General features: G+C 62.4%; 22 protein-coding genes, 1 tRNA gene and 1 pseudogene. 16 read left to right on the top strand and 8 right to left on the bottom strand.

The annotated features are described in order from the left end of the window. Positions 1-56 precede the first annotated feature (56 nt). From ACIQUF_RS23475 to ACIQUF_RS23465, 3 genes are all read left to right on the top strand, one after another. Positions 57-146, top strand: a tRNA-Ser gene (locus ACIQUF_RS23475). Positions 147-285: 139 nt separating this feature from the next. Beyond that, complete coding sequence (locus ACIQUF_RS23470) at positions 286-1,161, top strand: carboxylate/amino acid/amine transporter (protein ID WP_403135926.1); 876 nt, start codon at positions 286-288, stop codon at positions 1,159-1,161. A gap of 1 nt (position 1,162) precedes the next feature. Continuing rightward, complete coding sequence (locus ACIQUF_RS23465; RefSeq protein ID WP_403135924.1) at positions 1,163-2,098, top strand: AEC family transporter; 936 nt, start codon at positions 1,163-1,165, stop codon at positions 2,096-2,098. Between the two features lie 96 nt (positions 2,099-2,194). Here the strand turns inward: ACIQUF_RS23465 and ACIQUF_RS23460 are convergent, their stop codons facing one another. Further along, a complete protein-coding gene (locus ACIQUF_RS23460; protein WP_403135923.1) occupies positions 2,195-3,481 on the bottom strand; it encodes a mechanosensitive ion channel family protein in 1,287 nt (428 codons plus the stop codon). Between the two features lie 145 nt (positions 3,482-3,626). On the opposite strand from ACIQUF_RS23460, the gene ACIQUF_RS23455 reads away from it, so the two are divergent. After that, positions 3,627-4,949 (top strand): DEAD/DEAH box helicase, encoded by a 1,323-nt coding sequence (locus ACIQUF_RS23455; protein ID WP_400795340.1) that lies wholly within the window; start codon positions 3,627-3,629, stop codon positions 4,947-4,949. Between the two features lie 54 nt (positions 4,950-5,003). Here ACIQUF_RS23455 and ACIQUF_RS23450 read toward each other — a convergent pair whose 3' ends face one another. Beyond that, a complete protein-coding gene (locus tag ACIQUF_RS23450; RefSeq protein ID WP_046788065.1) occupies positions 5,004-5,276 on the bottom strand; it encodes a hypothetical protein in 273 nt (90 codons plus the stop codon). A gap of 156 nt (positions 5,277-5,432) precedes the next feature. Between ACIQUF_RS23450 and ACIQUF_RS23445 the strand changes: the two genes are divergently transcribed. From ACIQUF_RS23445 to ACIQUF_RS23420, 6 genes and pseudogenes are all read left to right on the top strand, one after another. Next, positions 5,433-6,197 carry an SDR family NAD(P)-dependent oxidoreductase gene (locus tag ACIQUF_RS23445; RefSeq protein WP_403135920.1) on the top strand — a complete coding sequence of 255 codons (765 nt, stop codon included), beginning with the start codon at positions 5,433-5,435 and terminating at the stop codon, positions 6,195-6,197. A gap of 72 nt (positions 6,198-6,269) precedes the next feature. Beyond that, complete coding sequence (eutH, locus tag ACIQUF_RS23440; RefSeq protein ID WP_403135919.1) at positions 6,270-7,502, top strand: ethanolamine utilization protein EutH; 1,233 nt, start codon at positions 6,270-6,272, stop codon at positions 7,500-7,502. Between the two features lie 74 nt (positions 7,503-7,576). Beyond that, positions 7,577-8,380, top strand: a complete 804-nt coding sequence (locus ACIQUF_RS23435; RefSeq protein ID WP_403135918.1) for a LuxR C-terminal-related transcriptional regulator — start codon at positions 7,577-7,579, stop codon at positions 8,378-8,380. A 145-nt stretch (positions 8,381-8,525) separates the two neighbouring features. Continuing rightward, positions 8,526-8,684, top strand: a pseudogene (locus tag ACIQUF_RS23430) (3-oxoacyl-ACP synthase); the annotation flags it as partial. A gap of 68 nt (positions 8,685-8,752) precedes the next feature. Beyond that, positions 8,753-9,148, top strand: a complete 396-nt coding sequence (locus ACIQUF_RS23425) for a transcriptional regulator (RefSeq protein ID WP_403135916.1) — start codon at positions 8,753-8,755, stop codon at positions 9,146-9,148. 105 nt (positions 9,149-9,253) lie between these two features. Continuing rightward, the gene (locus ACIQUF_RS23420) at positions 9,254-10,180 is read left to right on the top strand and encodes a DMT family transporter (RefSeq protein WP_403135914.1); all 927 of its coding nucleotides are present in this window, start codon (positions 9,254-9,256) and stop codon (positions 10,178-10,180) included. Here ACIQUF_RS23420 and ACIQUF_RS23415 read toward each other — a convergent pair. After that, positions 10,131-11,315 (bottom strand): MFS transporter, encoded by a 1,185-nt coding sequence (locus tag ACIQUF_RS23415; RefSeq protein WP_403135912.1) that lies wholly within the window; start codon positions 11,313-11,315, stop codon positions 10,131-10,133. The genes ACIQUF_RS23420 and ACIQUF_RS23415 overlap by 50 nt on opposite strands. Positions 11,316-11,421: 106 nt before the next feature. On the opposite strand from ACIQUF_RS23415, the gene ACIQUF_RS23410 reads away from it, so the two are divergent. Continuing rightward, positions 11,422-12,315 carry a LysR substrate-binding domain-containing protein gene (locus ACIQUF_RS23410; RefSeq protein ID WP_403135911.1) on the top strand — a complete coding sequence of 298 codons (894 nt, stop codon included), beginning with the start codon at positions 11,422-11,424 and terminating at the stop codon, positions 12,313-12,315. A gap of 124 nt (positions 12,316-12,439) precedes the next feature. Continuing rightward, positions 12,440-12,568, top strand: coding sequence for a PA1414 family protein (locus ACIQUF_RS23405; RefSeq protein WP_400795319.1), 129 nt, complete (start codon positions 12,440-12,442; stop codon positions 12,566-12,568). A 67-nt stretch (positions 12,569-12,635) separates the two neighbouring features. Here the strand turns inward: ACIQUF_RS23405 and ACIQUF_RS23400 are convergent, their stop codons facing one another. Together ACIQUF_RS23400 and speB are read right to left on the bottom strand one after the other, a co-directional pair. After that, complete coding sequence (locus ACIQUF_RS23400) at positions 12,636-14,015, bottom strand: sodium:solute symporter (protein ID WP_400795317.1); 1,380 nt, start codon at positions 14,013-14,015, stop codon at positions 12,636-12,638. Between the two features lie 132 nt (positions 14,016-14,147). Then, on the bottom strand, positions 14,148-15,098 hold the full coding sequence (speB, locus tag ACIQUF_RS23395; protein ID WP_403135908.1) for an agmatinase: 951 nt from the start codon (positions 15,096-15,098) through the stop codon (positions 14,148-14,150). A gap of 224 nt (positions 15,099-15,322) precedes the next feature. Between speB and ACIQUF_RS23390 the strand changes: the two genes are divergently transcribed. From ACIQUF_RS23390 to ACIQUF_RS23375, 4 genes are all read left to right on the top strand, one after another. Next, positions 15,323-16,216, top strand: a complete 894-nt coding sequence (locus ACIQUF_RS23390) for a LysR family transcriptional regulator (RefSeq protein ID WP_400795316.1) — start codon at positions 15,323-15,325, stop codon at positions 16,214-16,216. A gap of 139 nt (positions 16,217-16,355) precedes the next feature. Beyond that, positions 16,356-17,921, top strand: coding sequence for a methyl-accepting chemotaxis protein (locus ACIQUF_RS23385; protein ID WP_403135905.1), 1,566 nt, complete (start codon positions 16,356-16,358; stop codon positions 17,919-17,921). A 73-nt stretch (positions 17,922-17,994) separates the two neighbouring features. Next, positions 17,995-18,594 (top strand): tRNA-uridine aminocarboxypropyltransferase, encoded by a 600-nt coding sequence (locus ACIQUF_RS23380; protein WP_403135902.1) that lies wholly within the window; start codon positions 17,995-17,997, stop codon positions 18,592-18,594. Between the two features lie 472 nt (positions 18,595-19,066). Further along, the gene (locus ACIQUF_RS23375) at positions 19,067-19,294 is read left to right on the top strand and encodes a hypothetical protein (protein ID WP_403135900.1); all 228 of its coding nucleotides are present in this window, start codon (positions 19,067-19,069) and stop codon (positions 19,292-19,294) included. Between the two features lie 111 nt (positions 19,295-19,405). On the opposite strand, the gene ACIQUF_RS23370 is transcribed toward ACIQUF_RS23375, so the two are convergent. The 3 genes from ACIQUF_RS23370 to ACIQUF_RS23360 form a co-directional block, all read right to left on the bottom strand. Beyond that, positions 19,406-20,761, bottom strand: coding sequence for an HlyD family type I secretion periplasmic adaptor subunit (locus ACIQUF_RS23370; RefSeq protein WP_403135898.1), 1,356 nt, complete (start codon positions 20,759-20,761; stop codon positions 19,406-19,408). A gap of 149 nt (positions 20,762-20,910) precedes the next feature. Then, a complete protein-coding gene (locus ACIQUF_RS23365; protein ID WP_403136070.1) occupies positions 20,911-23,046 on the bottom strand; it encodes a type I secretion system permease/ATPase in 2,136 nt (711 codons plus the stop codon). A 76-nt stretch (positions 23,047-23,122) separates the two neighbouring features. Beyond that, a complete protein-coding gene (locus ACIQUF_RS23360) occupies positions 23,123-24,496 on the bottom strand; it encodes a TolC family outer membrane protein (RefSeq protein WP_400795306.1) in 1,374 nt (457 codons plus the stop codon). Positions 24,497-24,637 lie beyond the last annotated feature (141 nt).

Genomic DNA, 24,637 nt, shown 5'->3' with positions numbered 1-24,637 from the left:
AAAGCTCTTCTACTAAATTACGCCGCCTCGACAGGCTGAACAGCTTGAAGAGAAACGGTGAAGTGTCCGAGTGGTCGAAGGAGCACGCCTGGAAAGTGTGTATACGAGAAATCGTATCAAGGGTTCAAATCCCTTCTTCACCGCCACATTCTACGAAAAGCCCCCGAGCTGAAAAGTTCGGGGGCTTTTTGTTTGTGCCGCGCAATGTACTCCCCACATTCCTCATGGTTGAACTCATCCGCCGCAACCCGCTAAGGTCGCCGCCTTGATTTACGAGAGGCAACCATGGGCTACCTGATAATCGTCGCGCTGATTCAGGCGTTTTCCTTCAGCTTGATCGGCGAGTACCTGGCCGGGCACGTCGACAGCTACTTTGCCGTGCTTGCGCGGGTCGTACTGGCGGGCCTGGTGTTTTTGCCGCTGACCCGCTGGCGCCAGGTCGAGCCGCAGTTCATGCGCTCGATGCTGCTGATCGGCGCGCTGCAGTACGGCATCACCTATGTCTGCCTGTACCTGAGCTTCCGCGTGCTGACGGTGCCGGAAGTATTGCTGTTCACCATCCTCACGCCGCTGCACGTGACCTTGATCGAAGACGCCCTGAACCGCCGCTTCAACCCTTGGGCGCTGCTTGCCGCCCTGGTGGCGGTCGCCGGCGCGGCGGTGATTCGCTTCGACAGCATCAGTGGCGACTTCTTCATCGGCTTCCTGCTGCTGCAGCTGGCCAACTTCACCTATGCCGCCGGCCAGGTGCTGTACCGTCATCTGGTGGCCCGCCACCCCAGCGACCTGCCGCACTACAAGCGCTTCGGCTATTTCTACCTGGGTGCGTTGATAGTGGTGCTGCCGGCCTTCCTGCTGTTCGGCAACACCCAGCACCTGCCGAGTACCGATGTGCAATGGCTGGTGCTGTTGTTCCTCGGCCTCTGCCCCACGGCGCTGGGTTTGTACTGGTGGAACAAGGGCGCGTGCCTGGTTTCCGGTGGCACGCTGGCGGTGATGAACAACCTGCATGTGCCGGTGGGGCTGTTGCTCAATCTGCTGATCTGGAACCAGCACGAGCCACTGGGGCGGCTGTTCATCGGTGGTGCGATCATCCTCGCGTCGGTGTGGTTGAGCCGTCTGGGCAGCCGTGCTGAAGCTCCGCTGACTGGCAAAGCCTGATATGCATAATCTTCTGGTCATCCTCGCGCCGATCTTCGCCCTGATCCTGGTCGGCTACCTGTGCCGCCGCACCAACAAGCTCGGTGACAAGGCCGCCGCCGAAATCAACAAGATGGTGGTCTGGCTGTGTCTGCCGGCCTTGCTGTTCAAGGTGACCGCCACCGCGACTTGGAGTGAAATCTGGCACCCAGGGTTTATCGTCGCGTTTGGTGCCGGGGCGCTGGCGATGTTTGTGATCACCCTGGGTTGGCGGCTGTACAGCGGGCATGGGCTGGTCGCGGCGAGTATCGATGGGCTCAGCGCGGGGTATGCCAACACCGGTTATATTGGCATTCCTCTGTGCCTGCTGTTGTTCGGCCAGCCGGGGCTGCAGCCGGCGCTGATTTCGTCATTGATCGTGGTCTGCCTGGTGTTCGCGATCTCGCTGACGCTGATCGAGATCGGCTTGCAGGAGGAACGGCGGATCGGCCGTGCGATGTGGGTCGTGAGTAAGGCACTGGCGAAGAACCCGCTGGTGGTTTCGCCCGTGGTCGGTGCTGTTTGGGCCATGTCCGGGTTGGGCCTGGCTGAACCGGTCATGCATTTTATCGACATGCTGGCGTTGGCCACCACGCCGTGTGCATTGATCTCGCTGGGTGCGTTTTTGGCTGAGAAGCGCACGGGTACCCAGGCCAGCCCTTGGCCGTTGGTGGCGTTGAAGCTGGTTGGCCAGCCGGCGCTGACCTGGGTGCTGGCGTTCAAGGTGTTCAGCCTGCCGACCATGTGGGCGGCGTCGGCTGTGCTGTTGGCGGCGCTGCCGACTGGGACAGGGCCGTTCATGCTGGCGGAGTATTACAACCGGGAGGCGGGGTTGATATCGCGGACGATTTTGTTGTCGACGGTGGCGTCGCTGGTGACCCTGACCGGGTTGTTGTACCTGTTGGGGTATGCGGGGTAGCTGAGGGCCCTTCGCGGATGAATCCGCTCCTACAGGGGTACGTCAATCCGTAGGAGCGGATTATCCGCGATGGGCCGCGAAGCGGCCCCAACACTCTCAAGCCTCGCTCAACTCTTCCAGCCGATACGGCACTCGCCCCGCCAACCCCGCCCGCATGTCATTACCACTCGGCTGCTGATAAAGGCTCAGCCCAAACTCCGGCAACACCGCCAGCAGGTAATCGAAGATATCCCCCTGAATCCGCTCGTACTCGGCCCACACCGTGGTGGTCGTAAAGCAGTAGATCTCCAGCGGTATCCCTTCGGCGCCGGTCTGCATCTGCCGAACCATGCAGGTCATGTGCTGGTGCACGTTAGGGTGGTTCTGCAGGTACGCCAGAGCAAACGCGCGGAAGGTGCCGATGTTGGTCAGTTTGCGGCGGTTGGCTGAAAGCTCCGCCACCGGACCCAGCGCTTCGTTCCAGGTCTGCAGTTCCTGGCGCTTGCCGGCCAGGTAGTCACCCAGCAAGCGCACCTGGCTCAGGCGCTGTTCTTCCTCACGGGTCAGGAATCGCACACCGGCTGCATCGATGAACAGGCTGCGCTTGATCCGTCGCCCACCCGATTGCTGCATGCCGCGGTAATTGCGGAACGACTCGCTCATCAAGCGCCAGGTAGGGATGGAAACGATGGTCTTGTCGAAGTTCTGCACTTTCACCGTGTGCAAGGTGATGTCCACCACATCGCCGTCAGCGCCGACCTGGGGCATTTCAATCCAGTCACCGACATGCAGCATGTCGTTGCTGGTGAGCTGCACGCTGGCGACGAACGACAACAAGGTGTCCTTGTACACCAACAGCAGCACCGCCGACATCGCACCCAGGCCCGACAGCAGCAACAGCGGCGAGCGGTCGATCAGCGTGGCGACGATGACGATCGAGGCGAAGATCCACAACATCATCTTGGCCAACTGCACATAGCCCTTGATCGAGCGGGTACGGGCATGCTCGGTGCGCGCATAGATGTCCAGCAGGCCATCGAGCAGGCATGACAGCGCCAGGGTCATGAACAGCAGGGTAAAGGCCAGGGCGACATTGCCGAGGAAGTGCTGGGCGGTGTCGGAAAGCTCCGGTACCAGCTTCAGGCCGAACTGGATGACCAGCGATGGCGTGGTCTGTGCCAGGCGGTGGAACACCTTGTTATGCCGCAGGTCGTCGAGCCACTTGAGTGCTTGCTGGCGCGCCAGCAGACGGGTGGCGTGCAGGACCAGAAAGCGCGCCAGGCGGCCTATCACCAGTGAGATGACCAGCAATACGGCCAGGCCGATGGCGGCGTGGAGCATGGGGTGTTGGTCGAGGGTGCCCCACAGGTCGAGGCTGTCACGCCAGATTTTTTGTATATCCATGAGCGTCAGAACGGTCTTTGCTTGCGAAACGAAGTGCCATTAGAGCGCGGATGGCGACAAAGTTGCCAAAAGAAATTCGGCTCCGGCGGCAGAAAACGTTACCCTATGCAACTGAATTTCCCCGCACTTGCCTGAGGTTACCTCCGTGTTCTCCCAATTCGCCCTGCATGAACGCCTGCTTAAAGCCGTGGCCGAGCTTAAATTCGTCGAGCCAACCCCGGTGCAGGCTGCGGCCATCCCCCTGGCCCTGCAAGGGCGTGACCTGCGCGTGACCGCGCAGACCGGCAGCGGCAAGACCGCCGCGTTCGTCCTGCCGCTGCTCAACCGGCTGGTCGACCTGAAAGGCCCGCGCGCCGAGATCCGCTCGCTGATTCTGCTACCGACCCGTGAGCTGGCCCAGCAGACCCTCAAGCAAGTGCAACTGTTCTCGCAGTTCACCTACATCAAGTCAGGCCTGGTCACCGGCGGTGAAGACTTCAAGGAACAGGCCGCGATGCTGCGCAAGGTGCCGGACGTGCTGATCGGCACCCCAGGCCGCTTGCTTGAGCAGCTCAATGCCGGCAACCTCGACCTGTCCCACGTCCAGGTGATGATCCTCGACGAAGCCGACCGCATGCTCGACATGGGCTTTGCCGAAGACATGGAGCGCCTGTGCAAGGAATGCGAGAACCGTGAGCAGACGCTGCTGTTCTCCGCCACCACGGGCGGCGCGGCGCTGCGCGACATCATCGGCAAGGTGCTGAAAGACCCTGAGCACCTGATGCTCAACAGCGTCTCGCAATTGGCCGAAGGTACCCGCCAGCAGATCATCACCGCTGACCACGATCAGCACAAAGAGGCGATCGTGCAGTGGCTGCTGGCCAACGAGACCTTCGACAAGGCGATCATCTTCACCAACACCCGTGCGCTGGCCGACCGCATCTATGGCCACCTGGTGGCCAAGGACGTCAAGGCCTTCGTGCTGCACGGCGAAAAGGACCAGAAAGACCGCAAGCTGGCCATCGAGCGCTTCAAGCAGGGCGGCTCCAAAGTCCTGGTGGCCACCGACGTCGCGGCCCGTGGCCTGGACATCGACGGCCTGGACTTGGTGATCAACTTCGACATGCCACGCAGCGGTGACGAGTACGTACACCGGATCGGCCGCACCGGCCGTGCCGGCGGCGAAGGCCTGGCGATTTCGCTGATCACCCACAATGACTGGAACCTGATGTCCAGCATCGAACGCTACCTCAAGCAGCAGTTCGAGCGCCGGGTGATCAAGGAAGTCAAAGGCACCTACAGCGGGCCGAAGAAGGTCAAAGCGTCGGGCAAGGCTGTTGGTACCAAGAAGAAGAAGGGGGACAAGAAGACCGGTGACAAGAAGGTCGCCGCCAAGCGCAAGCCGACCGCCAAGCCACGGCCGAATGCGCCGCTTGCCAGTGGTGATGGTTTGGCGCCGCTGAAGAAGCGCAAGCCTGCGGCTGAGTAATTAGCCTGTTCCGTCCCTATCGGCGGCTTGCCGACGATAGGGACGCTGGTCAAATCAATCTGCTTTCTTCTCCGCCTCTTTCAGCTCCTTGATCCGCTTGTCGATCAGCTGACACTTATCCGGCAAGTCTTTGCTAGCCGTCCCCAGCTCCATCCCCTGGAGCTCATCATTGATCTCCTTGGCCTTTTGCGGATTCTGTTCGGTCAGCTGGCTCACCAGCCCGGCCAGCTCTTCACGTTTCTGGGTCGCCTCTTCCGGCGTGCAAGCCCAGGCGGGCAGGGCGCAGAACAGGGCGGTCGCACAGGCGATGCGCAGCAGCGGTTTCATCCTTTCTACCTCCGGCGTTGATGATGCCCGGTGGAGGCTTGTGCGCGACGGTTAGTTCAATCGCCAGGACTGGCGGCTATACCTCTGGGTATATTTACCGCGCTCCTCCTCAGCTCTAGTTTGGTCACACAAGCACAACAACTGAGGAAGACCTCCATGGATCGATTGAAAGGCAAGGTGGCACTGATTACTGGCGGAGCAGGGGGATGTGGCCTGGCCGCGTCGGAGCTGTTCGCCGCCGAGGGCGCCAAGGTGGTGATCCTCGACTTGCCCACCAGCCAGGGCGAAGCGGTAGCGGCGCGTATCAATGCCAAAGGGGGACAGGCGCTGTTCGTCGCAGCCGACGTGTCGCAGGCCGACCAGGTGCACCGCGCCGTCACTCAAGCCCAGGCGCACTTCGGCCCAATCACGGTGCTCATGAACCACGCCGGTATCATTGCCGCCGGTCCCTTCCTCGAAACCAGCGAAGCCGACTGGGACCGTTTGATGAGCGTCAACGTGAAAAGCATGTTCCTGGTCACCAAGGCAGTGCTGCCGGGCATGCTCGCCGCGGGTGGTGGCAGCGTGATCTGCACCTCGTCGATTTCGGCTGTGGTGGGCACGCCGATGGAGGTGCTGTATTGCACCACCAAGGGCGCCTGCCACATGTTCGCCCGTGCCCTGGCGGTGGAATACCGCGACCAGAACATCCGCAGCAACGCGATTTGCCCAGGCTTCATCGGTACCGCCCATGGTCGACGCGAGCTCGACCTGCTGCGCGGTTACGGCGTGGACGCCTCCGACGAGGCGATCAAGACCATGCAGGGCCGGCTCTGCGATCCCGCCGAAGTGGCCTCTGCCGCGCTTTTCCTCGCCAGTGACGAATCAAGCTTCGTCAGCGGCTCGCACCTGTTTGTCGACAACGCCTACACCGCCATGTAAGGCCCTACAACAAGAACAGCAACACCCTTCAATTCTGCCCCCAAGCCAACTCCAACAACACAGAGGCAGCAGATGGAAAACATAGGCACTTACGTCATCTACGTGATCATGGCGTGCGCCGTGGTCGGCGCCATTGCGTCAATCATCAACGCCGAATCGGAACTGGCCAAGGAGTTCACCGCCGGCCTGCACAGCATCGGTCCGATCTTCATCCCGGTGGCCGGGATCATGGCCGCCATCCCGTTCATTTCCAGCTTCATCAGCCAGTTCATTGGCCCTTTGTTCCAGGCGATGGGCGCGGATGCCGGCATTGCCGGGCCAATCTTCATCGCCTCGGACCTTGGCGGTTACCAACTGGCACAGGCGCTGTCGCACAGCCCTGAAGGCTGGATTCTTGGGCTGATCACCGGTTTTCAGTGCGGTTCTACCGTGATCTTCGTGATCCCGGTAGGCTTGGCCATGCTCAACAAGGCTGACCACAAATACATGGCGCTGGGCATCATGGCCGGTTTGCTGAGCATCCCGATCAGCATCGTGCTGATCGCCATGGGCATGCAGGCGATGGGCCTGGGAGTGCGCCCGGACATCGCCACGACAGGCGCGGCGACCCAGGCGCTGCACTTCACCTTGTCCACGCTGCTGCGCAACCTGTCGCCGCTGATCCTGTTCTGCGTGGCGCTGGCGGCAGCTCTGCGTTACTTCCCCAACCTGATGGTGAGCCTGTTCCTCAAGCTGGGGCAACTGATGTATGCGGCGGTGACGCTGGTGCTGGTGGCATCGATCGTCGAGTATTTCACGGGCGTGTTCACCGCGCTGTTCGGCGGCTGGGGGTTTGCGCCGATCATCGCCGACAAGGACGATCAGTTCCGTGCGCTGGAAATCGCCGGTTACGTCGGCATCATGCTGTGCGGGGCATTCCCGATGGTCTACCTGATCAAGCGTTTCCTGTCGCGGCCGATCGAAGCGGTGGCTTCCAGGTTTGGCCTGTCTCCAGTCGGCGCTGCCGGCGTGCTAGCTGCCTCGGCGAATATCCTGGCGATGTTCCGCCTGGTGGCCGACATGCCGCCGAAGGACAAGGTGCTGGTGATCGCCTTCGCCGTGTGCGCAGCGTTCACCTTTGGTGATCACCTGGCCTACTCGGCAAACTTCCAGCCGACGCTGATCGGGCCGCTGATCATTGGCAAACTCGCCGGTGGCCTGCTGGGCATGCTGCTCGCCTACTGGCTGGCGGTGCCCAAGGCCGAGGAACTGGGCCGTCAGGAAGAACAGGCCGGGTTGTTGCAGGTCAGCGCACCGTTGCACTGATGAGGTCAGGCATCGTTCAATGCTTTCCGGGCGCGTTTTGCGCGCCCTTGACCCCAATCACGCAGGCCGCAGCCATGAACAGCGACCACGCCAACCGCCTTGCCGCGGTGATCCGCAGCATTGGCAGCGATGCCCTGGGCCCGGCCATCGACAGCGCGCTCAAGGGTGTAGTCGATTTCGACATGAGCTGCGCTTATCTGTTCCGCTTCAACCAGCCAGCGCTGCTGGTACACGATGGCTACCAGCAGCGGGTAACCGAGCGCACGCTCAAGGCCTACCTGCGTGGCGGTTACCTGCTTGACCCGTTCTATGTCGCCTGTACCAACAATCACCCCGCAGGGTTGTGGCGCATGAGCGAGCTGGCGCCTGACAGCTTTTACGCCTCGGGCTTTTCCATCTCGCCCGACATCCACCCCTGTGTCTCGTCGCACCACGGCAGCCTGATCGAAGAAATCGGCTTCATCGTCCCTGTACGGCAACGTTCGGCGCTGGTGTTTTCCTTGATGCGCGGCCTGGACAAAGGGGCTTTTGAAGCCGATGAAGTGCAGCGCCTCTTTGCGTTGACACCGTTGATCGATGCCATTTTCAGTCAGCACCTTCAACTGGCGCATGCGGGTGACTTGGCCGACCCGCAGGATTCGGATAGCCAGCTGGAGGATGCGTTCGTCGATATCCTCCAAGGCCAGCTGACCGAAACCCAGCGGCACGTGGCCAAGCTGATTCTGCAGGGGCATAGCAGCCAGTCGATCTCGCGAGTGCTGGGGATCTCAGAGGGGACTGTGAAAGTCCACCGGCATAACATCTGGCAGCGGCTGGGGATTGCCGGGAATGCGGAGCTGTTTCGGTTGTTCATTAGCTATCTCACGAAGCTGCAATGAGTGGGCGTGATTTTCCCCTTAGCTCTGTAATCCCATTCTGAAACTGCCATTTATGCTGCCGATCCTATTGATACGTACGGGAGGGCAAGGTGCAGTAATCGCATCATGTCTGCACGTAAAGCCACCAGATGGGAGGCCAAACACTATGACCAAAGCATCGAAAACTGACTGGAGCCTCCTGGCTCAACTGGAAGACAAAGATGTCGATACCTCGGATATTCCCGAGTTGGACGAGATTTTCTTCCAGCAGGCCGAGTTACGTGTTCCAGCGAAGCAGGCGGTGACCATTCGCCTGGACTCTGATGGAACGCTACAGACCCCGTCAGGTCCCAACCTGTGTACCCCATGCGTCCACAGCAAGAGGCCAACTCCATGAGCATCACCTACGACTGGGACCTGATCGAGCGTTTGCTGCACGAAGTGCAAAACGGCGCCGGTCAAAGCTTCACCCCACGCCCCTATGCCGAGCAGCACGCGGCTGCGCTGGCCGCCGATGGTCAGCCGGTGGGGGATGTGGACCATCTGAAAACCCGTGCGTGCGAGTACGAAAAGCTGCTGTTCGAGCGCGGCTTCATCGAGTCCCGGCCACCGGAAGAGGGCGGCAACGGTGAGAACTTCGTGCTGACCGAGCGCGGATCGCGGTTGATGAGCCTGATCGACAGCAGCATCCCCGGCTTCGAGCACCCGCGTCAGGTGCTGGATGATCAGAAAGATGCGCTGGACGAAACCACCTTCGAGCACGTGTCTGCAAAAGCGCAGATCGCTTGAGGTCGTTTTGAGGCTGGCGAGGTAGGCCCGGGAAACCCGATAATCGGTCTTCCTTGAAGACTGCCGAGCCTTGCCCATGCCATCGATCACCCTGAAGGGCCGCCCATGAGCGCGGCCCGCAAGAACCCCGACGCCTTTGCTTTTCAGGTGATGCTGGGGCTATGCCTGATCTGGGGTTACCAGCAGGTGCTGATCAAGACGGCTGCCGTCGATATCGCCCCGGTGATGCAGGCTGCGCTGCGAAACTGCCTGGCTGCCGTGCTGGTGGGGTTGCTGATCTGCTGGCGCGGCGGTTGGGGGCAGGTGGGCAACACCTGGCGAGGTGGGCTGCTGGCCGGCGGGCTGTTTGGCCTGGAGTTCTTGTTCATCGCCGAGGGGTTGAAGCTGACGTCCGCGGCGCACATGTCGGTGTTCCTTTATACCGCGCCGGTCTTCACCGCCCTCGGCCTGCACTTCATGCTGCCCAGCGAGCGCCTGCGGTTGCTGCAATGGCTGGGCATTCTGCTGGCGTTTGGCGGGATTGCCACCGCGTTTGCCGGGGGCATGTCGTTTGATGAGATGGACGGGCGCATGCTGCTGGGCGATGCCTTCGGTGTACTGGCCGGTTTGGCCTGGGGCGCGACCACGGTGGTGGTACGTGGCTCGCGTTTGTCCGAAGCGCCCGCGACCTTGACCCTGTTCTATCAGTTGGCGGTGGGCTTTGTCGGCTTGTTGCTGATTGCCTTGCTCAGCGGGCAGATCGGCAAGGTGTCGTGGACGCCCCTGGCGATCGGCAGTGTGCTGTTTCAGGGCATTGTGGTTTCCTTCATCAGCTACCTGACCTGGTTCTGGTTGCTGCGCAAGTACCTGGCATCGAACCTGGCGGTGTTTTCGTTCATTACGCCGTTGTTCGGGGTGACCTTTGGCGTGCTGTTGCTGGACGAGCCGCTGAGTGTGAATTTTGTGCTCGGCGCCGTCATGGTTCTGCTGGGGGTGGTGCTGGTCAGTGCCGAGCCCTGGGTGAAGCAGCAGCTGCGCAAGTTTGTAGGTTGAGGCTGCTGGTGCCGGCAAGTACCAGAACGCCTGCCAGCCCCAGCCCTGCAGCCGCCAACAGTAAAGCCGGCTGCAGGCTACCGCTGTAATGGTTGCTCAACGCCGCCAGCAATGGTCCGCTGAGTTGCCCCAGGGCAAAGCAGGCGGTCAGCAGCCCGGCATTGCGCTGTGTCGCATGCGGCGCCAACTCCCGCGAACGTTGCATCACCAGCTGCATGCAGGCCAGGAACGGCGTACCGCACAACACCACCCCCAACGCCAGGCCGAGGCCACCGCCCATCAGGCAGGCCAGGACCCCCAGGCCCTGTAGCCACAAGGTCGCGATCAGCCAGGTCGAAGTCCGGCCGCTGCGCCGCATGCTCACCAGCGCCACGCCAAATGCCGCCGCTAAACCAAAGGCCGGCCAGAACAGGTCGGCCATCCAGTTGCCCTGGAACTGCTGATTGGCCATTTGCGACAGGAAAGTCGCCGGCAAGATATAGCCCACCCCGTACAAGGCATACACCAGGCCCAGACGGCCGATGCCCACGCTGCGCGATGCCCCTTGCTGCGTCACGCTCGGCACCACGGCGGGCTCCAGCGCACGCGGCAGCCAGGGGCGCACCGCCAGCAGCATGGCCAGCGCTGCAACCGCGTAGATCAGCCACAGCGCCGCCGAGCCCATCCCCAGCAGGTGGGCAACCAGCGCCAGCAGGCCGGTGAGGGCAATGCCCAAGCCGGGTCCGGCGAACACCAGGGCACCCAAACGCTGGCGGTTATGAGCGTTGGCCAGCTGCTGGCTGAGGCTGGTAATCATCACTAATACCCAGGCACTGGCGACGCCGGTGCCGAAGCGCAGCAGCAAGTGGCTCCAGAATCCGTCAGCGGCCGTTGATGCCAGGGTCAGCAATACACAAAGCCACAGGCCACCCTGCAGCCTCAGCCTGACCTGGTTCGGCTTGCGGGCGAACATCGCATCGGCCGCGCCAATGAAGTAACCGAGGTAGTTGGCCGCCGCAACCAGGCCAGCGGCCGTCAGGTCGAACTGGCCCTCGGCGATCAACTGCGGCAGTTGCGGCGTCAGGGCGAAGCGGCCGATGCCCATGGCCATCATCAGGGCTACGGCGCTGGCCAGCAGTTGTACGAAAGGCGACATGGGAAAGCTCCTGCACGGATGTAAGCGATGGAAGGCAGGTTAGGGGGCTTTTATATTCAATAAAATTGAATAATTATGATCAGGTTGTTCTGTTTTGGAGAATTAAGTGGAGTTCAGCCAGCTGCGCATCTTCCAGGCCGTGGCCGAGGAAGGGTCTGTCACCCGTGCCGCCGAGCGCCTGCACCGTGTGCCGTCAAATCTATCTACGCGCCTGCGCCAGCTTGAAGAGCAACTGGGCGTCGAACTGTTCCTGCGCGAACGCCAGCGCTTGCAGTTGTCGCCAGCCGGTAAGGTGCTGCTCGATTACGCCAACCGCCTGGCGGCACTGCGTGACGAGGCCATGTCGGCGGTTCAGGGCGGGCAGCCGGCCGGAGATTTCGTGCTGGGCACCATGTACAGCACAGCGGCCATCCACCTGCCGGCGCTGCTGGCCCGCTACCACCAGGCGTATCCGGATGTGAACCTGCAAGTGCAGGCCGCACCCAGTGGTGATTTGCTCGAAGGCTTGCTCAGCCACCGCCTCGATGCTGCGTTCGTGGATGGCCCGCCGAGCCTGGCTGGGCTGGATGGAGTGCCCTTGTGCGAAGAGCAACTGGTGCTGATCACCAGCCCCGAACACCCGCCGGTACTCAGCGCCAGGGATGTGGCGGGCAAGGCGGTGTTCACCTTCCGCCAAGGCTGTTCCTACCGCATGCGCCTGGAGGCCTGGTACGCCCATGCCCACACGCCGATGGGGCGGGTGATGGAAATCGAGTCATACCAGAGCATGCTGGCCTGTGTAATCGCCGGCGCGGGCGTTGCGTTGATGGCCCAGTCGATGCTCGACAGCCTGCCCGGGCGGGACCGCGTACGCGCCCATCGTCTGCAGGCGCCGTTCGATCAGGCGGTGACCTGGCTGATGTGGCGGCAGGGGATGCGCGGTGCGAATTTGCAGGCGTGGGTCGATTTGCAACAAAGCGAAACGATTAACCAGTCGTCGGAATCGGGCATTTCCGCTTGATCCGAGTCAAACTCGCCCCTATCTGTAAGAACAAGGGCATGCGTAAGATGGGACATCGGACTATGATCTGTATGAAACATCGCAGGATTGATTGACCGTGAGGCTGACCCGTCAAGGGGGCAATATGAGAAACCAAATGTTCAACTGGCTCCACGACTTGGCTGTTGCCTTGGGGCTGATACCACCACCCTTGCAGCCGGTGCCGATCCCGACTGATGAAGAACAACGCCGGCGCCAGCCGCGCCGCCGCTGAAAACATCAAGGCCGCCGCATCAGTGATGATGCCGCGGCCTTTTTGCTTCTTCAGGTTTTTGCGTTGATCAGGCCAGTTTCGCAACCCCTACGGTTTTGCGCGACAGCAGGCTGACCATTACAAAACTCACCAACCCAACCGCCAGGCTGTAGTAGATCGGCGTGTTGGCATCCAACCCATCCTTGAACATGAACAGCAGCGCGGTGGCAAAGCCCAGCGACATGCTGGCGATCGCCCCTGCGGTGGTCGCACGCTTCCAGAAGATAGCCCCGATCAGCGGGATCAGCATGCCGCCGACCAGCAGGTTGTAGGCCAGGGTCAGGGCGCTGATCACATCGTTCACCGCCAGGGCGATGCCCAGCACCACCAGGCCGGTCAGCAGGGTGAACAGGCGGCTCACGCTCAGGCTCGATTGCTTGCCGCCACGCAGCTTGGGCAGCAGGTCTTCGGTGATGGTGGTCGAGGCGGCCAGCAGGCCGGCACTGGCTGTCGACATCATCGCCGCCAGGGCAGCGGCCATCAGCAGCCCACGGATGCCGTCAGGCAGCTGGCTCTTGATCATTTCGGCGAACGCGTTGTTCGGGTTGGCCAGGTCCGGCATCAGCACATGCGCGGCCATGCCGATCAGGGCGCAGGCCAGGCCGTACAGCACGCAGTACACGCCTGCGGTGGTGCCGGCACGTTGGCAGACCTTTTCGTCGCGGGCGGTGAATACCCGCTGCCAGATGTCCTGGCCGATCAGGATGCCGAAGAAGTAGATCAGGAAGTAGGTGATGATGGTGTCCCAGCCTATGGTGGTCCAGGCGAAGCTGGCCGACGGCAACTTGGCTACCAGGGTGTCCCAGCCTCCTGCGTTGTACAGGCACACCGGCAGCAGGATGAACATCAGGCCCACGGTCTTGATCACGAACTGGACGATGTCGGTGAGGGTCAGCGACCACATGCCGCCAATGGTCGAGTAGACCACCACCACGCCGCCACCGAGCAGCAGCGACATCCAGAACGGCAAGTCGAGCAACACCTGCAATACGGTCGCCATGGCCAGGGTCGAGGTCACCCCGATCATCAGCGCATAGGCCAGCATGATCGCGGCGCTGGCCTGGCGGGCCATGGGGTTGTAACGACGCTCCAGCACCTGGGTCACGGTGAAGATCTTCAAGCGCAGCAGCGGTTTGGCGAGGAACAGGTTGAGGGCGATGATGCCCAGGCCCAGGGCCGCGCACAGCCAGAAGCCGGAGATGCCGTGGACATAGCCCAGGCGTACGGTACCAACGGTGGAAGCGCCGCCCAGCACCGTGGTGGCCATGGTGCCCATGTACAGCGTTGGGCCGAGGTTGCGCCCAGCCACCAGATAGTCTTCGTGGGTTTTCGCGCGCCGCATGCCATACCAGCCAAGCCCGAGCATGCCGGCGGTATAGATCATTACAACAATGATGTCCAAGGCCATTGGGGGTCTCCCGATTATCTTTATTATGGCGAGATCGACCGCTCAGGCGTGTTCACGGCGCCCGGCGGTCTTGTCTTGTGTTGGCGGGCCTCAGTGGCCCTCCCTCATGGCTCCTGCCCGGGTGTAGCGGTATCAGCGACGCACGACGCCCGGCAGCACGCAGAGCATTTCGAACAGCAGGTTTGCACCGAGCAGCGAAGTGTTGCCGGTGGTGTCGTAGGGTGGGGAGACTTCAACCAGGTCACAGCCGATCAGGTCCAGGCCGTGGCAGCCGCGAATGATCTCCATCGCCTGGATGGTGGTCAAGCCGCCGATTTCCGGAGTGCCGGTGCCTGGCGCCCAGGCCGGGTCGATACCGTCGATGTCGAACGACAGGTACACCGGGCCGCCACCGACTTTTTCGCGCACTTCGGCCATCAGCGGTTCCAGCGATTTGTGCCAGCACTCTTCAGCCTGCACTACGCGGAAGCCCTGACGGCGGCTCCAGTTGAAGTCGTCGGCGGTGTAGCCCTGCGCGCGCAGGCCGATCTGCACCACGCGGTCGCAATCGAGCAGGCCTTCTTCCACGGCGCGGCGGAAGGTGGTGCCGTGGGCGATCTTCTCGCCGAACATGTGGTCGTTGACGTCGGCGTGGGCATCGATGTGCACCAGGCCGATCTTGCCGTACTTCTTGTGCAGGGCGCGCAGGATCGGCAGGGTGATGGTGTGGTCGCCGCCCAGGGTCATCGGGATGACGTTGTGCTCGACGATCTCGTCGTAGGCTTCTTCGATGATGCGCACGGCGTCGAGCAGGTTGAAGGTGTTGATCGCCACGTCACCGATGTCGGCCACCGACAGCGAGTCGAACGGGGCGGCGCCGGTGGCCATGTTGTACGGGCGGATCATCACCGATTCGGCGCGAATCTGCCGTGGGCCGAAGCGGGTACCGGAGCGCAGCGAGGTGCCGATGTCCAGGGGCACGCCGATGAACGCGGCGTCCAGGCCCTCGGCGCTTTGCAGGTGGGGAAGGCGAAGCATGGTGGCGATGCCGCCGAAACGCGGCATTTCGTTGCCGCCCAGTGGTTGGTGGAGAACTTTGTCCACGGTGGGCCTCATCAGTCGGTCGATTGTTTTGTTTGTTCGAACCTGTGCCGCCGCGCGCCTTGTAGTGGGGTGGTGCCGGCGGGCAGGGACATTTCGGCCAAGTCTGCTGGAAGGTAGTGGGTGGGAAAAATCGCTACCGGCAAAAACTTACTTCAGGAATTTCTAAACTAAAGGCGGGCGCAGCGGGTAGACTGCGCGCAAATAATATTGCGGACCGTTGCACCATGGCCTCGACCTTGCCCGACCTGAAACTGCTGCGCATCTTCGTCAGCGTGGTGCGCCACCAAGGCTTCGCCAATGCCCAGCGCGAGCTGAACCTGTCGACCTCGGCCATCAGCACCTACATGAGCCAGCTCGAAGGCGCGCTCGGCATCGTCCTGTGCCACCGTGGCCGTGGCGGTTTCAGCCTGACCAGCAAGGGCGAGCTGTTCCACCAGGAGACCTTGCGCCTGCTGGCCGAGCTGGATGGTTTCGAGCAGTACGCCGCAGCGCTCAAGGGCGAGTTGCGCGGCACGCTCAATCTCGGGGTGATCGACTCCACCGTCGGCGATCGTGCGCTGCCCCTGGCCGAGGCGATCGGCGCCTACAGTCAGGAACACCCGGCGGTGCACCTGCACCTGTCGGTGTCCAGCCCTTACGAATTGCAGCTGGGGGTGCAGGACAATCGCCTGGACCTGGCCATTGGCGCGTTTTCCTCGCGCATGAGTGGCCTGGTCTATCAGCCGTTGTATCGCGAGCAGCATTGGCTGTACTGCAGCAGCCGCCACCCCTTGTTTGCCGAGCGGCGCATCCATGAACCGGTGGTGACCCAGCAGCGCATGGTCGGGCGCGGTTACTGGAGCCAGGCAGAACTGGCAAGGCACGGCTTCAAGCACAGTGCGGCGACGGTTGAAAGCATGGAGGCGCAATTGATTCTGATCTTGTCAGGCGCCTACATCGGCTACTTGCCGGAACACTATGCCCAGGCGTGGGTCGACAAGGGTGATCTGCGCGTACTATCGCCGGCTACTTTCGGCTATCAAGCGCCATTTTCGCTGATCATCCGCCGTGGGCGCAGCCGTGAACCGTTGATCCAAACCTTCCGGGATTTGCTCAAAAGCCAGCTCAACGTGGGCTGATGGGCACGCTGTTTCAGTCATTCCGTCGGGATAAGCGCATTTCCTGCAAAAGCTGACCGCTGTGCCTTTTGCGCTCTGCTAAACCTCTACTTGCTTTGATGATTTTCCCTTTCATCTATACAAGCAAGGATCGCCCAAGATGCGCATGAATTTGCCCGTCACTGAGCACGAAAGAACGTTTTCCAGCGACCAGCGCCTGATCTCCACCACGGACCTCAACAGCCGCATCACTTACTGCAACGACGCCTTCGTGGCTATCAGCGGGTTCACCTACGACGAACTGGTCGGCCAGACCCACAACCTGGTTCGGCATCCCGACATGCCGCCAGCGGTGTTCGGCCATATGTGGGACACCATCAAGCAAGGCAAACCCTGGATGGGCGTGGTGAAGAACCGCGCCAAGAACGGTGATTTCTATTGGGTGAGCGCCTACGTCACGGCGATCTACGAGAATGGCCGGGTCAGCGGTTACGAGTCGGTGCGCTCGGTGCCGACACGCGAACAGATCCGCCGCGCCGAGGCGTTGTATGCGCGCTTGCGTGCCGGCCGCTCGGCGGTACCTTGGGCGGTGCGCCTGGGGCATGGTCTGGGCAATGGCTGGCCACTGCTCGGGGCCGGTCTGCTGTCGGCGGCCGGCTACCTGTGGTTACCACCTTATGCTGCATTGGGCGTGTTGATGGCCAGCTTGCTGGTGGCCTGGTACCTGATCGAACAGCGGCAGAATCAGGCTATCCGTCGAACCCTGGCCGAACACCCCAAGGCTTTTACCAGCCCGCTGGTGGCGCTGACCTACAGTGACAATCCAGGCCTTCACGGCCAGCTCGACCTGGCGATCCTCAGCGAGGAAGCGCGCCTGCAAACCGCACTGACGCGCCTGGTGGACGCCGGTGTCGGGGTCAAGTCACGGGCCGCGCAGTCTGCCGACTTGTCCGATGCCCAGGCACAGATGCTCGATCGCCAGCGCAGCGAGACCGACCAGTCGGCTACCGCCATCGCGCAGATGGCGGCGACCATCCAGGAAGTCACGCACAACGTGCAAAGTACCGCGCATGCCGCAGGCGATGCCGACCAGCTGGCCCAGCAGGGCAGCGAGCTGGCGCAGCAGAGCCTGAAGGCGATGGGCAGCATGAGCGAGGCGGTCAGCGACATCGGCCAGGCCGTCAATGCCCTGGCCGAGCAGACCCAATCGATTGGCAGCGTGGTCGACACCATCACCTCGATTGCCGAACAGACCAACCTGCTGGCGCTCAACGCCGCGATCGAGGCCGCGCGCGCGGGTGAGCAGGGCAGAGGCTTTGCCGTGGTCGCCGATGAAGTGCGCTCGCTGGCTCAGCGCACGCGTTCCTCTACCGATGAGATCCACCACATCATCGCCTCCCTGCGCGCAGGTGCTGAACGCGCGGTGAGCACCGCCACCCGTGGCGAGCAGATCTCGCGGGACAGCGTGCACAGTGTCGAGGCGGTGCAGTCGGCGCTGGCCGGGATCGCCCAGGCGGTCAGTCGTATTACCGGCATGAGTCAGCAGATGGCTACGGCTTCGGAGCAGCAGAGCCACGTTGCCGAAGATATCAATCAACAGATTGTGCGTATTGCTCAGCTGTGCGATCAGACGGCGGGGCAGGCCAAGCAGGGGGCGGAAATCAGCCAGGACCTGGAGCGTATGGCGGAATATCTGCACAGTCTGGCGGAGCGGTTCAACCGCTGATCCTCAGTCTCCCACAAGGATGTGGGGCTTTTCCGCAGGGCTGTGGCACACTGCGCCCGGTAAGGAGAAGCCAATGCCCAGACCCCGCTGCGAGCGATGCCAGCGCCCGCTCGATCACTGCCTTTGCCCACTGATCCCCTCGCTCGACAGCCGCACCCGCGTGGTCCTGCTGCAGCACCCCAGTGAAACCTCGCACGCCCTGAATACCGCTCGGCTGGCCGCACTTGGCCTGGTCAATGCCGAGTTGCGCATTGGTGAGGTGTTCGAAGACCTTGGCGGATTACTGCAGACGCCAGGTTACCGGCCGGTGCTGCTGTTCCCTGGCGATGATGCCCAGGTGCTGACTACCTATGGCGAAGCGGACGACACGCCTCTACTGCTGATCGTCCCCGACGGCACCTGGCGCAAGGCGCGCAAGCTGCTATACCTCAACCCGCTGCTGGACGCGCTGCCCCGGGTGACACTGGCGCAGGTGGCCCCTTCACGCTACCGCCTGCGCAAGGCCCCGGAGCCCGGAGCGGTGTCGACCATTGAAGCGGTGGTGCAGGCGCTGAACGTGCTGGAGCAGCCGGCGTGTTTCGATGGGTTGCTGCGGCCGTTCGAGGCGTTGATCGAGGGACAGATCAGGGCGATGGGGGTGGAAACATTCGAGCGCAATCACGGGGAAGGCTGAGATTCACGGTTGCCCGTGCAGGCTTCTTCGCTCTTACGGAAATTGAATCCGATTCACACAACATTGGTGCTTGCGATAGCGAGCACAGGGGGATAGATTCCCTGTGTCGCGGCAAATTCCGCGATCGGGTTTGGCGACCCGGATAACTTGGCGCAACAGCGCCCCACACGATTGCAGGCGCTTTTTTTGCGTCCGCAGCCTCGTGCCATGGCGGCTGTGCGTGGGAGACCTTCAGGTCTGCCGGGTTCCAAGTTCCCGGTTCGCCAACCTGCGTACAGCTGCCACCCAATTGTTTGGCGACGATGCGTGGCAGCTCCAACCTAACTTGGAGTTTCATGCATGCTTACCTTGAGCTTTGCCAGGATCCTCGCATTCGTTCTCCGCCGCAGTAAATCGCCGGCGCAGGCTGCACATCGGTTTTCTCCGTTCCACAGCCAAACCCGCTCCGCAGGCGCAGCAAGGCAGGTGCCTCATGACTGATCAGGAGCGCTTGTCCAATATTCAAAACTATGCCTGGACACTCGAACTGTTAGGCGAGGCGCTGGTCCAGCATGATGAGATGCTGGAGTGCGAGCACAACCCTCATCTCAGCTTTCGCAATACTGCCGGTATTCATCAAGCAATCCGGATCATTAGTCGCCTGGCCAGTGAGCAGTGTGGCAAGTTGGAGCAGATGAAGGGTCAGTCTGTGCCAGATTGATTGGCAGTACCGGCCTCTTCGCGGGGCAAGCCCGCTCCCACAGGACGGCGCTATTCTGAGTTTGATGAAATAGCTGTGGGGCTTGCCCCGCGAAGAGGCCGCCATGACAACTCAGCGCTCCCGCAACGCCTCAGTCCGTGCCTTGAGCACCGGCTTGAGCAGGTAATCCAGCACACTCTTCTGTCCGGTGATGATATCCACCGTCGCCACCATCCCCGGGATGATCAGCAGCGGCTTGTTATCCCCCCCCAGGTGATTCTTCTCGGTCCGCACCTGGATCACGTAGAACGCATTGCCTTTCTCATCCGTCACGGTATCGGCACTGATCAACTCAAGCTTGGCCTTCAACCCACCATAGATGGTGTAGTCATAGGCACTGAACTTGACCATCGCCGGCTGCCCCGGGTGCAAAAACGCCACATCTTGCGGTCGGACCTTGGCCTCGATCAGCAAGTTGTCCTCGATCGGCACGATCTCCACCAGGTCGCTGCCCGGCTGCACCACGCCGCCGATGGTGTTGACCTTGAGCAGCTTGACGATGCCGCGCACCGGCGACACCACGGTGGTGCGGTTTACCCGATCATCGATGGCGATGCTGGTGGCGGTGATCTTCGACAGCTCAGTGCGTTTGTCGTTGAGCTCTTTGGCCGCGTCGGAGCGGAAGCTGGCGTCGGACTCCTGGATCTTGCTGCGGATCTCGGCCACAGCCGCCTCGGCGCGGGGGATGGCCAGGCTGGTTGCGTTGAGCTGGCCGCGGGCTTCGACCGTGCGCTGCTTGAGGCGCAGGATTTCCACGGGCGAGATGGCGCCTTTGCTCACCAGCGGCGCCGACATGTCTGTTTCCTGTTGCAGCAGGCTGACTGCCGAGCGGTATTGCTCGACCTTGGAACGAAACTCGGCCAGCTCCTGAGTCTTCTGCCGCAGTTGCTCGTTCAGGGTCTGTTTCTCGCTGGCCAGGCGGCGCTGACGTGAGTCATACAGCGACAGCTCGTCCTCGGCTACTTGCGGCGCCTTGGCACGTACTTCGTCAGAGAGCACGAACGGCTTGCCTTCAGCCTCGGCTGAGAGCCGTTCAACCTGGGCGGTGAGGGCATAGCGGTCAGCCTCGCTTTCGCCTTTGTTGGACTTGAACCGCGTATCGTCCAGGCGCAGCAGCGTTGCGCCTTTTTCCACCATCTGGCCTTCGCGTACAAAGATTTCGGTGACGATGCCGCCTTCGAGGTTCTGCACCACCTGCACCTTGCTCGACGGGATCGCCTTGCCTTCGCCGACCGTCACTTCGTCGAGCACCGCCAGGCTGGCCCAGACCACGGCAACCAACAGCAATGCGGCCGCCAGCCACACGGTCAGGCGCGACAGGCGCGGGGAGTCCTGCAGGGTGGCGCTGGCCAGCTCCGGCATGTAGTCGCGCTCGGTGCGCGGGCTGGTGCTTGCGTGTGAACTGCGTACGCTGTGGCTTGTGGTCATGGCCTAACTCCCACAGAACAAACGGTGACTCATTGATTTAGTGAACCCCCTGTAGGAGCGGCTTCAGCCGCGAACACCGGCGAAGCCGGTGCCATCCACCGCTTCGCTTGCTTCGCGGCTGAAGCCGCTCCTACAGGGTTCTTGCCGTTCTACAGTGCTGCACCGATGCGGCCTTTGCGCAGGGCGTCGATGACCGCATCCTTCGGCCCGTCGGCGACGATCTTGCCGTTGTCCAGCACCAGCAGCCGGTCCACCAGGCTGAGCATCGAGGTGCGGTGGGTGACCAGCAGCAGGGTCTTGCCCGGCACCCAGCTGAGCAGGCGCTGGCGCAGTTGCTCTTCGCTGCTGTTGTCCATGTGGCTGGTGGGCTCGTCGAGGATCAGGATCGGCGGCTCCAGCAGCAGGGCGCGGGCCAGCAGCACGGCCTGGCGCTGGCCGCCGGACAGCAGCTGGCCACGCTCGCCCACTGGGCGGTCGAAGCCGTGCGGGTGCTGCCGGGCCAGCTCGCTGACGCCGGTCAGTTCGGCCACTTCGAGCATGCGCGCATCGCTGATGTGGCGCGCGCCGAGGGTGAGGTTGTCGCGCAGGCTGCCGGCCAGCAGCGGCAGGTCGTGGGCGACGTAGCCGAGCTGGCTGCGCAGGTCGGCGATGTCCAGTTGGCGCAGGTCGAGGTTATCCAGTAACACCTGGCCTTCGTCCGGGTGATGGAAACCCATCAGCAGGCGGCCCAGGGTGCTCTTGCCCGAGCCGCTGCGGCCGATGATGCCGATGCGCTCGCCGGGTTTGATGGTCACGTTCACATCCTGCAGCGCCGGGCTGGTCTGCGCCGGGTAGCGGAAGCTGACATGGCTGAGGGTCAGGCCTCCTTTGAGGGTGGTGTGCTCCAGCGCCTGCTGTTCGGCCAGGCGTTCCTGGGGCAGGGCCATCAGCGCATCGGTGCTGCGCATGGTCAGCTGTGCCTGCTGGTAGCGAGTGATCAGCCCGGCGATCTGGCCGAGTGGCGCCAGCACGCGGCTGCCGAGCATGTAGCTGGCGACCAGGGCGCCGACGCTGAGGTTGCCGGCGATGATGCTGTATACCCCGGCGACGATGGTGGCCATGCCGCAGAACTGCTGGATGAACAGTGTGCCGTTGCTGGCCAGCGACGACAGGTTGCGGGCGTGGGCATCGAGGCGGGCCATGGCGCCGTTGGTGTGTTCCCACTGGTACTGGCGCTCGCTTTCCGCACCGCAGGCCTTGAGGGTTTCCAGGCCGCCGAGGGTTTCGATCAGCAGGGCCTGGCGCACGGCGCCGAGGCTGAGGCTTTTTTGCACGGTGTCGCGCAGGCGCGCCTGGATGAACAGGGCAAAGCCCACCGCCAATGGGAAGGCGATCAGCGGAATGACCACCAGCCAGCCACCAAGCAGACCGATCACCAGCAACATCAGGGCGACGAAGGGCAGGTCGATGATGCTGGTCAGGGTCACGGCGGTGAGGAATTCACGCAGGCCCTGGAAGTCGTGGATGCTCTGGGCGAAGCCACCGATGCTGGCGGGCTTGGCCTTCATGGCCATGCCGGTGATGCGCTCGAACAGGGTGGCGGAGAGGATCAGGTCGGTCTTCTTGCCGGCCTGGTCCAGCAGGTGGGCGCGGACCATGCGCAGCACCAGCTCGAAGGCGGTGCCGATGAACAGGCCGGCAACCAGCACCCACAAGGTCGACAGCGCCTGGTTGGGCACCACGCGGTCGTAGGTCTGCATGACGAACAGCGGCACCATCAGGCCCAGCAGGTTGATCAGCAGGCTGGCCAGCAGGGCATCGCCGTACAACCAGCGGGAATGGCGCAGGGTATCGCGGAACCAAGCTTCGACCCGTGGCAACAGCGGCGAACGAACTTCTTCGAGGGTGTGACGAGGGCGGGCGAACAGGGCGTGGCCGCTGTAAGCCTGCTGCAGCGCCTCGCGCTCGACCCATTGTTCGCCGCCTTCGGCTTCGCAGGGCAGGATCAGCGCCCGGCCATCGTCGCCCCAGCGCTGCAGCACGGCGCTGCGCCCGTCGTTGAGCAACAGCAGCACCGGCAGGTTGAGGGGGGAAATGGCTTCCAGCTCACGCTGCAGGACGCGCCCTTGCAAACCGGCACGGGCTGCCGCCCGTGGCAGCAGGTCCGGCCCCAGGCGCTGGTGCAGCAGGGGCAGACCGCTGCTGAGGCTGGCGCGGCTGGCGGGCCGGCCGTGCAAGCGGCAGAGGATCAGCAGGCCATCGAGCAGCGGGTCATCGACATCGGGGCGCGGTTGCGCGCTTTGCATACTGGTCACGATGGACTACTCCCGCCTCGGTGGATGGGGGTGATGCCTGGCGATCCCTGCCTGCTGAGCGCTGGCGTCAGCGCATGTCGGGTAACCGCGCTTCAGTACGCACTTCGTTGGTGGCGATGGCTTCCGGCGGCAGAGAAATGCGCTGTTTGCTCAGCAGCTCACCCATGGTCGCCAGCACGCGGTACATCGAATATTCCTCGGTGTAACGCACTTCGGTGTAGCGACGGTTGGCGTTGTACAGTTCGTTTTCGCTGTCGAGCACGTCGAGCAGGGTGCGTTGGCCGAGGCCGAACTGGTCCTGATAGGCGGCGCGCACGCGTTGGGTGGTCTCGGCATATTCGCGCGCGGTCGGGGTCTGCTTGCGCGCATTGTTCATGGCGTTCCAGGCCAGGCTGAGGTTTTCGGTCAGCTCGCGCAGTGCGTTGTTGCGGATATCCAGGGCCTGGTTGATCTTGTGCGCATCGGACTGCAGGCGCGCCTTGTCGCTGCCGCCACGGAACAGGTTGTAGCTGAGTTCGACGCCGGCCTGCCAGTCGTTGTTGCTGTGGCCTTTCTCGCCACCCAGATTGTTGTTGGCACCGGTGGCCAATACCGCGTCCAGGCGTGGATAGAACGGCGACTTGGCCACTTCGTATTGCTGCTCGGCAGCGTTGACGTCGGCTTGGGCGGATTTCAGGTACGGGTTGTTCTGGCGCATGCCTTCGCGGGCTTCGTCGAGGGTGCCCGGCATTTCCACCTTCACCGATTGCGGGCCTTCCAGTTCGTCTGGCAGGCGGCCGACCACGCTGTAGAAATTGGCCTCGGCATCGGCCAGGTCGACTTCGGCGGTGTCCAGGTTGTTCTCCGCCAGGGCGCGACGGGCCCGGGATTGGTCGAGGTCAGCGGTGCTGCCGACGCCACGTTCGCTGCGCAGGCCGATCTGGTCGTTGACGCGCAGATGAGCCTGCAGGTTGTTCTTGGCGAGGGTCACCAGCTCCCGGCGCTTGAGCACTTCGAGGTACACCTCGATGGCGCGCAGGGCAACATCCTGGGCGACCGCCTGGGTGTAGTAGGCACGCGACGTTGCCACCGCCTGGGTGCGCCCGACTTCGTTGGAGGTGTTGAAGCCGTCGAAGATCATTTGCCGAAGACGCAGCTCCGACTGGGTGTAGTTGAGCGTCTCTTTGTTGTGGTTGCGGGTGCCATCGGCATTCACGCCGCGGGTGTTGATGTTGTCTGAACGCTGCCTGCCGTAACCGGCAACCAGGTCGACGGTTGGGAAGTACCCGCCACGGGCGAATTTCACATCCTCATCAGCCGACAGCTTGCTGTTGCGGTTGGAGCTGATTTCCGGGTGATAGTCCACGGCGCTCTGGACAGCCTCGTTGAGTGACATCGCCTGAACGTTGGCGCACGCCATGGCCAACAGAATTGCACTGGTGATGGGGGTTAAAACGCGCATGGGGTACTTCTCCCTGGTCCTAAAATGGCCTTGCTAGTCGCCAATAAAATGACGATTTTTATAATTTAAATAGTTTCACGTTTGTAACAACAGAGCTAAGAACATTTAACGCGCGAGCTAAGAAGATTTTTTCATAAGGGC

The organism is Pseudomonas sp. NPDC090233, assembly GCF_044772285.1.
In the GTDB taxonomy this organism is placed as follows: Bacteria; Pseudomonadota; Gammaproteobacteria; order Pseudomonadales; family Pseudomonadaceae; genus Aquipseudomonas.
Note: the sequence above shows the minus strand (reverse complement) of the source record. Positions and strands in the feature narration are given on the sequence as shown.